We start from the raw sequence: 12,818 nt of genomic DNA, 5'->3' as shown, positions 1-12,818 counted from the left end.
CCGCACGCCCATCGCTCCGAGCTACCGGGCTATACCGTGTAGGGACGGAGGTCGATGATGCGTGTGGTTTCCCTGCGGGTTCCGGGCGTCGACTTCCCCGAGGCCGAGTTGGTACTCGGCGCGCGCCCCGTGGAGCAGGTCGACGACGTCGCCGCCCGGGGCGAGTTCTGGCGCTGGCGGGTCGAGCGGCCCGAGACCAACACGCCGGAGGCGTACCTCTGGGGGCTGCGCAGCACCGTGACCGCCCGGGCACTGTGGATGCTGCTGCTGCCGTTCACGCTGATCAACGTGGCCTACTGGGCCCGCCCGACCCGGCCGCGCGGCGTCATGACGTGGCTGGCCGACTCCACCGTCGGCAACCTCTGCCGGGCGCTCGCCCTGACGCTGACCGCGACGCTCACGCTCGGCGTCGCAGGCGTCACCATGGACCTGATCGCCTGGCAGTGCCTCAGCTCCGGCACCGGCTGCGCCGACTCGTGGCCCAAGCCGTTCAACCTGGTCGGCGAGCTGCGGCTGAGTACGTACGACCGGCTCGCCGTCGGGGCCCTCGCGCCGCTGCTGGTCCTCGGCGTGCTCTGGGCGGCGAGCCTGCGGACCTGGCGGCGGTACGAGCGCCGCGCCGAGATCGACCTGCCGCCCGACGAGCTGACCGCCGCGCGCTTCTGGCGGGGCCGCGACTGGGTGCGGCGGCTGCGGGCCGTGCACCTGATCGTCGGGATGGCGATGGTCGACGCGCTGCTGGTCTATCCCATCGCGCGCGTCGACCGGGCCGCCGATCGGGCCTGGTGGGTGGCCGGCGCCCTGCTGCTCGGGTTGCTGGCCGTCGCGCTGCTGGTCGGCGTCGTCGGCTCGCTGGTGCCGCTGCCGGTCGCCATCGCGGAGGTGCGCGCGGTGCGCAACGGCCCGGTCGCCCTGGCATTGCGGCAGCGGCTGGCGGCCGGGGCGCGGCTGCACGATCGGGGCACCGACCGGGTCGAGCGCGGCGTGGCGGCGTTCCGCCGGCGGGCGCACGCGCTCGCGCCGCTGGTCAGCCGGGCCGTGCGGCTCAGCGCCTGGTGCGCGGTGATCGTCACGGCCGCCGGTCTGCTCTACGCGGTCGGGCCGCGCCGGTCGTCGGCGCCGTCGGAGGGTGCGCTGCCCGGCTTCGCGGCCGGGGTCGCCACCCTCTCGGCCGTCCAGGTGGCGCTGCTGGTCGCGCTCGCCCTCGCCACGTTGCCGCTGTGCTGGATCGCCCGGCGCACGGCGCGCCGGCTGGCCTGGCGCGGGTTCGTCGCGCCGGTCATGGCCGCGGTCGCCACGATGCTGGCGGTCGCCGAGACGGCGAGCCTGCTCTACTTCGCCGCGCTGTCGATCGGGCAGCTCGAGACCTCGGACGCCGGGCGGGCCTGGTTGCCGGCACCGCCGTACCCCTATGAATGGGCCGGTCTGGTCTTCACCGTGGGGATGGGCGCGGTCGTGCTCGCGGTCGCGTTCGGGATCGTGCGGTGGAACGTGCTGCTCGGCACCGGGCGGCGGATGACCGACGAGCGCGACCGCGACCTGCGCCGCCGGCGGCCCGACGCCGCCGAGGTGCTCGACCACGCGCACGCCCGCGGCCAACTGCTGGAGTCGATGCCGGCGCTCGCCATGATCGTGTTCGTGCCGATCGCGGCGCTGTCGGTGGTCGGCGTGGTCTACAGCGCGCTGGGCCGCGGGCCGGCCGCGCTGCTGCCCAACCAGAGCACGCTGACCAACCTGGGCGCCTGGTCGATCGGCCTGGCCGCGCTGCTCCTCGTGCTCACCGTCGCTCGGGCGGGCAACACGACGCCGGGCCGGCGCCTGGTCAGCGCGGTCTACGCGATGGCGACGTTCTGGCCACGGGCCGCACACCCGTTCGCCGCGCCGGCGCACGGCCCGCGCGCGGTCGCGGACATCGTGCGGCGGGTGACGACGCTGACGGACCAGGGCGTACCCGTCGTCCTGGCCGGCCACAGCCACGGCAGCGTGCTGGCCGCGATGGCGGTCCGCAACCTGCCGGCGGGCTCCCTGCCGCACATCGCGCTGCTGACCTCGGCGTGCCCGGTCACCCGCCTGATCGAGCCGTTCTTCGCGGCCTTCTTCGACCGCGAGGTGTCGGTGAAGCTGGCGACGGCGTTGACGGACGCGGACGGCACGCGCTGGACCAACCTCTACCGCACGACGGACCCGATCGGCGGCGCGGTCTGCCGCCCGGACACGGCCGACACGCCCCTGGGCGCGGTGGACGAGCTCGCCCCGGACCCGCCGGACCAGTCACTCCGCGACCTGGAACCACAGGTCGGCGGCCACGGCAGCTACCTGCACGACCCGGCCTTCGTCGCCGCACACGACCGCCTGGTCACCACCCTCGCGCACCGCCACGCGGCACCACCACCCCCGCGCCGGCGAACACCGCCGCAAGCGGACGGCGATCGAGCGCGTGACCCTAGATGATCATTTAAGGCCGGTCGACCCTCTACGCCTTGGGCTGTCCCGCTTCGGGTTGTCCAGGGTTGATCATGTGTGCGTGGTCAGCCAGGGATGGTGCGGGTCGAATGATCCGGTGCGGTGGGTCTGCGCGCCACGCCGCCGGACCACCTGATCCCGCACACCTGATCAGGCAGGTGGGGCTGTCCTGATCCGGTGAGGTTCACACGATCATGGCCGGGGCCGGCCCGGAGAACTTAGGCCGGCGCGGCCGCGTCTGCAGACTCGGCTGCGTCACCCGGCGCTCTGGTCGAGGCGGCCAGGAGCTCGCGGAGGGCGCGGACGCCTTCGAGGGCGTACTCCTTGTCCACGATCTGTAGCGCGACGATCGTGACCAGTTCGTCGTCGTGCAGTTCCACGCCGGCGAACGAGACACCGCGCTCGAAGCGGATCGCTCGCACGACGTCCCAGGGGAGGTCGTACGAGCCGATCACGTTGCGGATCCGGATGCCGTGCTCGTCGGCGTCGACGCGCGGGCGCAGGAAGAGCAGGAAGCCCGCCGCGAAGGCGAGGCCCAGGCCGATCATCGCGGTCTGGTCGCCGCGCTGGAAGACCGCTTTGCCCTCGCCCGTCGAGCCGGTCAGGCCGAAGCTGACGATGGTGAAGACGATCACGATCGCGGCGGCCGCGGCGATCGCCGCCTTGCGGGCCCGTTGCGGGCGAAACGTCACCACGGCAACCGAGTCTGCCATATGCCTCAGAGCCGGCAGTTGTGGATGTCGGTGACCAGGATCGCGCGGGCGCCCAGGTCGTACAGCTCATCCATGATCTTGTGGACGTCCGACCGCAGCACCATCGCCTGTACCGCCACCCAGCCCTCGCGGTGCAGTGGGGAGACCGTCGGGGACTCGATGCCCGGCGTCAGGGTGGTCGCCCGATCCAGCAGATCCGCGCGTACGTCGTAGGCGAGCATCACGTAGCGCCGGGCCACCAGCACGCCCTGGAGGCGGCGGATGAGCTGGGCGACCGGCGCCGACGTGACCGAGTCCCGGCCGATCAGCAGCGCCGACGAGGTCAGGATCGGGTCCCCGATCACCGCGAGCCCGGCCTGGCGCAGCGTCGCGCCGGTCTGCACCACGTCGGCGACCACGTCGGCCACGCCGAGGCGGACCGCGTTCTCCACCGCGCCGTCCAGGCGGATGACGGACGCAGTGATGCCCTGCTCGGTCAGGTAGCGGCCGACCACGCCCGGGAACGAAGTGGCCACCCGGCGCCCCTCGATCTCGGCGACCGTCGTGATCGTCGCCGGGTGGGCGGCGAACCGGAAGCTGGCACCCGCGAAGTCCAGGTCGAGCAGTTCGTCGGCCGGGCTGCCGGCGTCGACCAGCAGGTCCCGGCCGGTGATGCCGAGGTCGAGGTCGCCGGAGCCGACGTACGTCGCGATGTCGCGGGGCCGCAGGTAGAAGAACTCGACGTCGTTGGTCTCGTCGCGGCAGACCAGGTCGCGCTCGTCGGTGCGCTGGCGGTAGCCCGCCTCGCGGAGCATCTGGCTGGCCGGTCGGGAAAGGGTGCCTTTGTTAGGAACTGCGATGCGCAGCATGGAAGGAGGACTCCTGTCAGGAAAGAGGTGTGCCGGATCCGGAGCGGGGCTCACAGATGTCGGTACACGTCCTCCAGCTTCAGACCGCTGGCCAGCATCAGCACCTGCGCCTGGTAGAGCAGCTGCGAGATCTCCTCGGCGGCCCGCTCCGGGCCCTCGTGCTCGGCGGCCATCCACGCCTCGGCCGCCTCCTCGACGACCTTCTTGCCGATCGCGTGCACCCCGCGCTCGAGCGCGGCGACGGTGCCCGAGCCCGGCGTGCCGGCCTCGGCCTTCGCCTGCAGCTCGGCGAAGAGCTCCTCGAACGTCTTCACGCAGCCATCCAACCAGGCTGCGGGCCCGGCGCCGAACCCGCCCGGTGCTATTCGACCCGCACCACGTGGTCGTCGGAGCCGCCGTTCACGGTCACCGTCAGCACATAGCTGCCCGGCGCCGGCGTGATTGTGAGTTGCGCCTCACGCTGCGCGGGGCTGCCGCCGGAGAGGGCCAGCTCGCGCCGCACCGGCGCGCCGGCGCCGTCGAGCGGGCGGATCTCCAGCACCGCCGTCGCGGCGAAACCGGCGACGTGGATCTCCAGGCTGTGCACCACCTCGCCGTGCTGCGGGTTGATCAACCAGACGGGTGCGAGGGTGTCGACCGCGGGCGCCCGGCGCAGCAGCGGGCCGGTGCCGACGCGCACACCGTGGAGGCCCTCGATGGCGGTCACCGTCCAGACCAGTTGCTGTGCCGCGATCGCGTCGGGCGGGGTCGCGCCGCCCAGGTCGACGGTCGCCACGTCACCCGTGACGGACACGCCGCGCACCGCGACACCGGCCGGCCAGGCGCTGGCGTAGTCGGGATCGGCCGGCGCGCCGCCGAACATCAGGTCCAGCGCGGCCCGGGCCTGGTCCGCGACCGCGGCGGAGGCCGGCGTGGTCCGGTGGAACTCCCGGACAAGGCGGTCGCGGCCCGGACCGACGTAGTAGACCGCGAGCAGCGGCCCAGCCGGCGCGCTCGACGACGGGGCAGACGCCGAAGGAGGGGCCACCGGCGGCAGGGCTTCGCGTCCGACGGGCTCGATCAACACGAACACCGCGACGGCGGCCGCGGCCACGGCCAGGCCGCCGCCGAGCCAGACCCGGACGGCGCCACGGGTACGCGACCGCCGGGTCCGTGACCGGATCACGGCCAGCGCGTCCGGCGAGACCTCCACCGTGGACGCCTCGGCCTCCAGCGCCCGCCGGATCGTCTCCTCCGGGGTCATGACATGCGCTCCAGGATCGGGCGCAGGGCGGCGACCGCCCGCGCGGCATGGCTCTTGACCGCTCCGCGGCTGACACCCATCGCCTCGGCGATCTCCGCCTCGGACAGGTCGGCGTAATAGCGCAGCACGATCGCCTCCCGCTGGCGGGCCGGCAGCCGGCGGATCGCGGCCACGACCGCGGCCTGGGTGAGCAGGTCGAGCGCGCCGGCCTCGGCACTCGGGGCGGCCGGCGGCGGCCCGCTGGCCGCGAGATGGGCGTCGACCACGCGACGGTGCCGCAACGCCGACCGGCAGCCGTTGACCACCGCCACCCGCAGGTAGGCCAGCGCCTTGTCGGGGTCGCGGAGCTTGTGCCAGTTGGCGTGCAGCCGGACGTACGCGTCCTGGACGATCTCCTCGGCCGCGCCCCGCTCGTGCAGCAGCAGGCTGGCCAGCCGGACCATCGGGCGGTAGTGCGCGCCGAAGAGATGGGTGACCGCCGCGTCGGCGTCCCACTCGATCTGCGCTCGGTCCGCCATGACCCTCCCGGGACGTGGCATCGTCAGCTCGGCTGGCACGCCACGATGACGCACCACAGGCCCATCCGGTTTACCGCCGGTCCGGAACACACGCCATGGGTCGAATGTCCAAATTCCCGACCAGTGTGATAGGGAACTCGATGGACGTACACCAACCTTTCTCTAAGCTGTCCCACATGTCCAGGCGAGCCACCCCTCTCGCGGTCGTCGCTGCGGCCGCTCTGATAACCACCCTCGCGGCCTGCGCGCCCGAGGAGACGCCCGCTCCGGTCGGGTCAGCAGCCGCGTCGTGCACCAAGGACTCGTTGCAGACCGAGACCGCCGGCAAGCTGACGATCGCGACCGACGACCCGGCCTACGAGCCGTGGGTGGTCGGCAACAAGCCCGAGTCCGGCGAGGGTTTCGAGTCGGCCGTCGCCTACGCCGTCGCCGAGCAGCTCGGCTACGCGCAGTCCGACGTCACGTGGACCCGGGTGACGTTCAACAACGCGATCGCCCCCGGCCCGAAGAACTTCGACTTCGACGTCAACCAGTTCTCGGTCACGCCCGAGCGGCAGCAGGCGGTCGACTTCTCGTCGCCGTACTACCTGGTCCGCCAGACCGTGATCTCGCTGAAGTCCTCGAAGATCGCCAACGCGAAGACCATCGCCGAGCTGCAGGGCGCCAAGCTCGGCGCCCAGGTCGGCACGACCAGCTACCAGGCGGTCAACGAGCTGATCAAGCCGACCACCCAGCCGCAGGTCTACAACACCAACGACGACGCCAAGAAGGCGCTGGAGAACGGCCAGATCGACGGCCTGGTCGTCGACCTGCCGACGGCGTTCTACATCACCGGCGCCGAGCTGACCGACGGCAAGATCGTGGGGCAGCTGCCGCAGGTGGGCACCCCCGAGACGTTCGGCCTGCTGCTCGACAAGGGCTCCCCGCTGACCAAGTGCGTCAGCGAGGCGGTCGACAAGCTGCGCAACGACGGATCGCTCCAACGGCTGGAACAGAAGTGGCTCGCCGACACGGCGGGCGCTCCCGAACTCTCGTGACCGGGCTGGCAGACGGCCCGACCCAAGCCCAGCTCGACCGGATCGCCTGGCGCCGCCGCCAGACGGTCCGGTCGATCCTGGTCGCGGCCCTGTCCACGGCCGTGGTCGGCGCGCTGCTGGTGGTCGCGATCACCGGCGCGCCCGGCTGGGACCGCGTCCGGCAGTCGTTCCTCGACCCGTCGATCGCGGCCGATGCGCTGCCCGACGTGCTGCGCGGGCTCTGGCTCAACATCCGGCTGCTGGTGTTCTGCGCCATCGGCTCGCTCGGGCTCGGCCTGGTGATCGCGCTGCTGCGTACCCTGCGCGGCCCGGTCTTCTTCCCGGTGCGGGCGCTCGCGGTCAGCTACACGTACACCTTCCGTGGCCTGCCCCTGATCATCGTGATCTACGTGCTCACCCTCGGCGTGCCGGGGCTGCGGCTGCAGGGCATGCCGTCGGTGCTCGTGCTCGGCGGCGCGGCGCTGGTGCTCACCTACTCCGGCTACATCGCCGAGGTGTTCCGTGCCGGCATCGAGTCGGTGCACCCGAGCCAGATCGCGGCCGCCCGGTCGCTCGGGCTGACCTACCGGCAGGCGATGCGGCACGTGGTGCTGCCACAGGCCGTCCGGCGCGTCGCGCCGCCCCTGCTCAACGACACGGTCGCGCTGCAGAAGGATGTGGGCCTGGTGTCGTTGGCGGGACCCATCGACGCGGTGCGCGCCGCGCAGATCTCGACCGCCGAGCACTTCAACTACACGCCGTACATCGTCGCGGGGGTCCTGTTCGTGCTGCTCGCCATCCCGCTGATCGCGGTCACCGACTGGGTGACGGTGCGGGCCGCCCGCCGGCAGGCCGGAAGGTGAGCGCCGTGCTCGCCTGCACTGGCGTCCGCAAGGTCTTCGGGTCGACCGTCGTGCTCGACGGGCTCGACCTGACGGTCGCCGAGCACGAGGTGGTGGCGCTGATCGGGGCGTCGGGTTCGGGCAAATCCACGCTGCTGCGCTGCGTCAACCTGCTGGAGGATCTCGACGACGGGATGATCCACCTGGACGGCGAGCACATCACGGATCCGCGGATCAACCCCGATCTGGTACGCCGGAAGATCGGCATCGTGTTCCAGGCGTACAACCTGTTCCCGCACCTGTCGGTCCTGGACAACATCACGCTGGCGCCGGTGCGGGTGCACAAGCGCTCCCGCTCCGACGCCCGGCAGCAGGCGCTCTCGCTGCTGAAGCGGATCGGCCTGGAGGAGAAGGCGGACGCCTATCCGGACCGGCTCTCCGGCGGCCAGCAGCAGCGGGTGGCGATCGTCCGGGCCCTGGTCAACTCGCCGCGGCTGCTGCTGCTCGACGAGGTGACGTCGGCGCTCGACCCGGAACTGGTCGGCGAGGTGCTCGACCTGATCCGCGACCTCAAGCGCGACGGCATGACGATGGTGCTCGCCACGCACGAGATGACCTTCGCCCGGCACGTCGCCGACCGGGTCTGCTTCCTCGACGCCGGCCGGATCCTGGAGCAGGGCCCGCCGGAACAGGTGCTGGACAACCCGGTGGAAGCGCGCACGCAGCAGTTCCTGCGCCGGCTGGCGCCCGCGTGACCCGGCCGCCGCTGGCCCGGTTGCTGGCCGAGGCCCAGCCCGGCGTGCTGCTGTTCGCCATCACGCCGCCGCGCCGCAGCGCACCGGTCGAGCGGGTCAAGGAGATCGCGGCGGTCACGCTGGACCGGCTCGCGCCGCTCGACCTCGACGGGTTGATCCTCTACGACATCGACGACGAGTCCGACCGCAACCCGGCCGAGCGTCCGTTCCCCTACCTGCCGACCCTCGACCCGGCCGTCTACCACGCGGAGCACCTCGGCGACTGGGACCGCCCGGTGGTGATCTACCGCTGCGTCGGCAAGTACGGGTCGCGGGAGTTGAGCGACTGGCTGCGCGGCTGCGACCCCGAGCGGGTGCTGAGCGTCTTCGTCGGCGCGTCGTCCGGCGACAAGCCGGCCCGCACGGACCTGCGCGAAGCCCAGGCCCTGCGCCAGGCGGTGCGTCCCGACCTGCCGCTGGGCGGTGTGGTGATCAGCGAGCGGACCGACGAGCACCTGCGCATGCTGGCCAAGCAGGAGCGGGGCTGCGGCTTCTTCGTCTCGCAGGTCGTCTACGACGTCAACGAGACCAAGAACCTGGTGTCGGACTACTTCTACGCGTGCGCGGCCCGGGGCGTGGCGCCGCGCACGGTGGTCTTCACGCTGTCGCTGTGCGGGTCGCTCAAGACGCTGGAGTTCCTGCGGTGGCTCGGCGTCGACGTGCCGCGCTGGTTCCAGAACTCGGTGCGGCACGCCGCCGACCCGCTCGCCGAGTCCTACCGGCAGACGATGGCGATGGCCCGCGACCTCGCCGACTTCTGCGAGCACCTGGGCATGCCGTACGGCTTCAACATCGAGAGCGTCTCGATCCGCAAGGCGGAGATCGAAGCGACGACCGACTTGGCCGCCGAGGTCGGCGCTCTCTTGCGGGGTTAGCTCCCCGTTTCGGCCCGCGGCCGGGGTGGCGGCTCGTACGTTCCAGGCATGGTCTTGTCGTATGAGGTGGTCGGCAGTGGCCCGGGCCTCGTCCTGCTCCACGGCACCAGCAGCACCGCCCGGCGCAGTTGGGGTCCCCTGGTGGACGAGCTCGCGGCCCGGCACACGCTCGTCCTGCTGGACCTGCCCGGGTCCGGCACGAGCCCGCTGCCCACCGGACCCCTCGACCTCGACCGGCTCGCCGACCAGGTCGCCGAGGCCGCCGGCGACGCCGGGTTGTCGACCTTCGCGGTCGCCGGCTCGTCGCTCGGCGCAGCGATCGCGATCCGCACCGCGGCCCGGCACCCGGAACGGGTCACCCGCCTGGCGACGGTCGTGGGCTTCGCCCGGGCACGCCTGCTGCTGCGGCTCAACCTGGAGCTCTGGGCCGGGCTGTTCGAGCGATCCGACCCCGACCTCGCGAAGCTGCTGATCTCGCTCTCGTTCTCCGACGCGTACCTCGCCCACCTGCCCCAGGAGCAGTTGGGGCAGTTGATGGCGGCCCTCACGACCGACCCCGCGCCCGGCACGACGGCCCAGATCGAGCTCGGCCTGCGCCTCGACGTCAGCGCGGACCTCGGCGCGCTGGACGTGCCGACCCTGGTCGTGTCCGCGACCGACGACCGCTTCGTGGCCCCGGTCCACTCGCACGAGCTGGCGGACGCGATCCCGGGCGCCCGCCTGGTCGAGGTGCCCGGCGGTCACGCGTCCAGGCTCGTCGACCCCCAGCCGACCCTGTCCGCCCTGCTCGACTTCCTGCGCTCCTGAGAATCAGGCGGCGCAGGCGGCCTCGATCTTGCCAGCGAGGCGCAGCAGCGTGGTGCGGGCCTCGCCGTCCGAGGTCTGGTTGGCGGGGTCGTTGAACCGCTCGACCGTCCGGGCGCCGTCCAGCAGCACGGCCTTGACCTGGGGAATGACGTCCTGGTCAGCGAGCGCCGACAGCGTCTTCGCCCAACTGTCCATCGCCGCCCGCAGCGCCTGCTCCCGCGCGGCCGACCGGCTGTCGATGATCTTCTGGTCGAGGTCCGCGTGCCCGAGCACCCACAGCTCGTCGAGCGTGTCGGCGAAGGCGGCACCGCCCGCCTTGCTGACCTTGACGGCCTCGGCACAGACGGCCAGGGTCGCGGTGTGCGCCGACCCCGCTGAGCTGGTCGTGGGCGGCGGCGGTGGTGGCGGGGCGCTGCCGGATCCGCAGGCACCGGCCGTCAGGGCGACCAGACCCAACACCAGGGTGACCAACGCGCGCCGCACCCGAGGATGCTAGCGGTTCGTCAGGACTGCTTGCGCGCGTACTTCCGGCGGAACTTCTCCACGCGGCCCTCGCTGTCGAGGAGGCGCTGGCGGCCCGTCCAGAACGGGTGGCTCGCCGAGGAGATCTCGACGTCGACCACCGGGTACGTGTTGCCGTCCGTCCACTCGATCGTCTGCGAGCTGTCCGCCGTCGAGCGGGTCAGGAAGGCGAAGTCGGCCGAGCGGTCGCGGTAGACGACCTGGCGGTACTTCGGGTGGATGTCGCGTTTCATCTCAGTCCTCCGTGAGTGGGAAGCAGCCCGCGAACGGGTCCTGCAGGCCGGTCCAGTCCGTGGCCAGCTCCTGGTTCGTCAACAGGCAGCCCGCCAGGCGCTCGGTCAGCGCGTCGCCCGCGAAGTCCAGGCCCACGAACGCCAGGACCGTGCGCCGGTCGCCGAAGAACGCGTCCCAGCCCAGGTCCGCGGCGGCGCGGCGGTCGGGCGTCGCTTCGGCCCAGCGGTACGCCGGCTGCGCGGCGAGCCAGCGGCCGAGGCTGCCCATGCCGACCCCGCCGCCGGCCGACTCGTAGGCGATCACCGTGTCGGGTTGGCTGGCCAGCCAGAGCTGGCCTCGCCCCCGCAGCGTCTCGGCCGCCAGCGTCCCCAGCGCACCGTGCAGGCGGGCCGGGTGGAACGGGCGGCGCGCCTCGAACAGCACCGAGACCACGCCGCAGTCGGGCTCCGGGCTGTGCACCGCGATCGCGTACCCCTCCAGCGCCCGGCCGTTCATGCCCGGCACCCGCGGGTTGTGCCGCCCGGTGTGGCGCAGGCGGGCGGCCAGCGACATGGAGTCGATCTGCCGGCCCGCGTCGACCGCCACCTGGGTCGCCCACGGTGCGAGCCGCTCCAGCAGCACGCCCGCGCGCGCCAGGTCGAAGCCCTCCACCTCCGGGCCGCCCCACAGCACGACCGTGTCGGCGAACTCGATCTGGCGGGTGATCACGTCCGCCACGGCCCGGTCGTCCTCCTCGGCCGCGTGCAGGTCGCGGTCGCGCAGGTCGTCCGCGCTGGTCAGGTTCGTGAGCAGGGACGCGGCGTCGACGACCGTGACGTACGAGTCGAACCGGACGGCGTCGGTGACCGGCCGGCCGCCGACCTCGCAGTGCGCGCACGCCCCGGCGACCGCCTCGGGCTCGACCACCCGCGGGAGCAGCAGCACGATGTCGGACTCCGGCCGGGTCCGGCTCAACCGCACCAGCGTCGGCAGCACGTCCTCGCGCAGCGTGCAGGACACGCACCCGTGCAGGAGCGTCTCCACCTCGTCCTCGAGCACTTCGGCCGAGGTCCGGACCACGCGCCGGATCACGCCGTCCCGCACCTGGCCGAGGTCGTGGCTGACCGACACCAGTCGCGGGTCGGCGCGCTGGAGCAGGCGCGCGACCGCGGTCGTGGCCGCGGGGCTGAAACCCGCGAGCACGGTGACCGCGGGCCGGCTGTCGACCGGCGCACGCCGACGCGCGGTGATCGGATCCGAGTCCCCCATCTCTTGCGCCCTACCCGGCCGAGGTCGGGTCCCAACCTCCGGCGGCGCGGAAACCGAGGTGCCGACCCGCGCGGCGGCGAGCCACGCTCGCGACCATGACCGCGGCGTCGCCAACAACAACTGGCGTTACGACCTAACACATAGTATGTGAATGCTTACTATGCGTGCATGAAATCACTCGCGCATCACGGGTTGCGCCGCGGGCTCGCCGCGGGTGGCCTGGCCACCGCCGCGTTGCTCGCCTTCGGCAGTCTCGCGCAGGCCGAGGAGCCGGAGCACGGCAACGTCATCCGGGCCTGCGCCAACAAGCAGACCGGCGACCTGCGGATCACGCGCGGCGGCCCGTGCGGGCCCTTCGAGCACCCCGTCGTCTGGAACGTCCGCGGCCCGCGCGGCCCCCAGGGCCCGGCGGGCCTGTCCGGCCCGGGCCAGTCGGTCGAGAAGGCGGTCGACGTCCCCGCGGAATCGTCCGGCACGGCGGTCGTCGTGAGCTGCCCCGAGGGGATGGTCGCCACGGGCGGCGGCTACGCGTTCGGCTCCACCGAACTCAACGCCCTGTTCAGCCGGCCCGATCCGGCGACCGGCGGCCCGGTGACGGGTTGGCGCGCGGTCTTCAGCAGCACGGCGAGCTTGCCAATCCCGGCTCTCGTCTACGTGGTCTGCTACTGACCCTGCCCTTTTAATTGTATCGGCGG

General features: G+C 72.5%; 15 protein-coding genes. 7 read left to right on the top strand and 8 right to left on the bottom strand.

The annotated features are described in order from the left end of the window. Positions 1 to 57 precede the first annotated feature (57 nt). On the top strand, positions 58 to 2,451 hold the full coding sequence (locus Air01nite_RS15760) for a hypothetical protein (RefSeq protein WP_203703096.1): 2,394 nt from the start codon (positions 58 to 60) through the stop codon (positions 2,449 to 2,451). 230 nt (positions 2,452 to 2,681) lie between these two features. Here Air01nite_RS15760 and Air01nite_RS15755 read toward each other — a convergent pair whose 3' ends face one another. The 5 genes from Air01nite_RS15755 to Air01nite_RS15735 are packed head-to-tail and all read right to left on the bottom strand — an operon-like array spanning position 2,682 to position 5,785. Beyond that, positions 2,682 to 3,176, bottom strand: coding sequence for a PH domain-containing protein (locus Air01nite_RS15755; protein ID WP_203703095.1), 495 nt, complete (start codon positions 3,174 to 3,176; stop codon positions 2,682 to 2,684). Positions 3,177 to 3,181: 5 nt separating this feature from the next. Then, positions 3,182 to 4,024: an ATP phosphoribosyltransferase gene (hisG, locus tag Air01nite_RS15750; RefSeq protein ID WP_203703094.1), complete on the bottom strand. Its 843-nt coding sequence runs from the start codon at positions 4,022 to 4,024 to the stop codon at positions 3,182 to 3,184. A 50-nt stretch (positions 4,025 to 4,074) separates the two neighbouring features. Beyond that, positions 4,075 to 4,338 (bottom strand): phosphoribosyl-ATP diphosphatase, encoded by a 264-nt coding sequence (locus tag Air01nite_RS15745; protein ID WP_116070035.1) that lies wholly within the window; start codon positions 4,336 to 4,338, stop codon positions 4,075 to 4,077. 47 nt (positions 4,339 to 4,385) lie between these two features. After that, on the bottom strand, positions 4,386 to 5,267 hold the full coding sequence (locus Air01nite_RS15740) for a GerMN domain-containing protein (protein ID WP_203703093.1): 882 nt from the start codon (positions 5,265 to 5,267) through the stop codon (positions 4,386 to 4,388). Beyond that, entirely contained in the window at positions 5,264 to 5,785 is a 522-nt protein-coding gene (locus tag Air01nite_RS15735; RefSeq protein WP_203703091.1) for a SigE family RNA polymerase sigma factor, read from the bottom strand. Before Air01nite_RS15735 ends, Air01nite_RS15740 begins: the two co-directional genes overlap by 4 nt. 176 nt (positions 5,786 to 5,961) lie before the next feature. On the opposite strand from Air01nite_RS15735, the gene Air01nite_RS15730 reads away from it, so the two are divergent. From Air01nite_RS15730 to Air01nite_RS15710, 5 genes are read left to right on the top strand one after another with little or no spacing between them, the layout of a single operon-like run. Next, positions 5,962 to 6,822, top strand: a complete 861-nt coding sequence (locus tag Air01nite_RS15730) for an ABC transporter substrate-binding protein (protein WP_203703090.1) — start codon at positions 5,962 to 5,964, stop codon at positions 6,820 to 6,822. Then, positions 6,819 to 7,664, top strand: a complete 846-nt coding sequence (locus Air01nite_RS15725; RefSeq protein WP_373310421.1) for an amino acid ABC transporter permease — start codon at positions 6,819 to 6,821, stop codon at positions 7,662 to 7,664. Before Air01nite_RS15730 ends, Air01nite_RS15725 begins: the two co-directional genes overlap by 4 nt. Continuing rightward, the gene (locus Air01nite_RS15720; RefSeq protein ID WP_275408203.1) at positions 7,661 to 8,398 is read left to right on the top strand and encodes an amino acid ABC transporter ATP-binding protein; all 738 of its coding nucleotides are present in this window, start codon (positions 7,661 to 7,663) and stop codon (positions 8,396 to 8,398) included. Before Air01nite_RS15725 ends, Air01nite_RS15720 begins: the two co-directional genes overlap by 4 nt. Further along, positions 8,395 to 9,312, top strand: a complete 918-nt coding sequence (locus Air01nite_RS15715) for a methylenetetrahydrofolate reductase (protein WP_203703088.1) — start codon at positions 8,395 to 8,397, stop codon at positions 9,310 to 9,312. Before Air01nite_RS15720 ends, Air01nite_RS15715 begins: the two co-directional genes overlap by 4 nt. 48 nt (positions 9,313 to 9,360) lie before the next feature. Next, on the top strand, positions 9,361 to 10,119 hold the full coding sequence (locus tag Air01nite_RS15710; RefSeq protein ID WP_203703087.1) for an alpha/beta fold hydrolase: 759 nt from the start codon (positions 9,361 to 9,363) through the stop codon (positions 10,117 to 10,119). 3 nt (positions 10,120 to 10,122) lie between these two features. Here Air01nite_RS15710 and Air01nite_RS15705 read toward each other — a convergent pair whose 3' ends face one another. Genes Air01nite_RS15705 through Air01nite_RS15695 form a run of 3 tightly spaced genes read right to left on the bottom strand, consistent with a single transcriptional unit; the run spans position 10,123 to position 12,123 of the window. Next, positions 10,123 to 10,602: a hypothetical protein gene (locus Air01nite_RS15705; protein ID WP_203703086.1), complete on the bottom strand. Its 480-nt coding sequence runs from the start codon at positions 10,600 to 10,602 to the stop codon at positions 10,123 to 10,125. A 20-nt stretch (positions 10,603 to 10,622) separates the two neighbouring features. Further along, a complete protein-coding gene (locus Air01nite_RS15700; RefSeq protein ID WP_203703084.1) occupies positions 10,623 to 10,874 on the bottom strand; it encodes a type B 50S ribosomal protein L31 in 252 nt (83 codons plus the stop codon). Position 10,875: 1 nt separating this feature from the next. Then, a complete protein-coding gene (locus Air01nite_RS15695; RefSeq protein WP_203703082.1) occupies positions 10,876 to 12,123 on the bottom strand; it encodes a CobW family GTP-binding protein in 1,248 nt (415 codons plus the stop codon). A gap of 168 nt (positions 12,124 to 12,291) precedes the next feature. Between Air01nite_RS15695 and Air01nite_RS15690 the strand changes: the two genes are divergently transcribed. After that, a complete protein-coding gene (locus Air01nite_RS15690) occupies positions 12,292 to 12,792 on the top strand; it encodes a hypothetical protein (protein ID WP_203703081.1) in 501 nt (166 codons plus the stop codon). Positions 12,793 to 12,818 lie beyond the last annotated feature (26 nt).

The sequence above is a fragment of the Asanoa iriomotensis genome (genome assembly GCF_016862515.1).
Classification (GTDB): domain Bacteria; phylum Actinomycetota; class Actinomycetes; order Mycobacteriales; family Micromonosporaceae; genus Asanoa; species Asanoa iriomotensis.
Note: the sequence above shows the minus strand (reverse complement) of the source record. Positions and strands in the feature narration are given on the sequence as shown.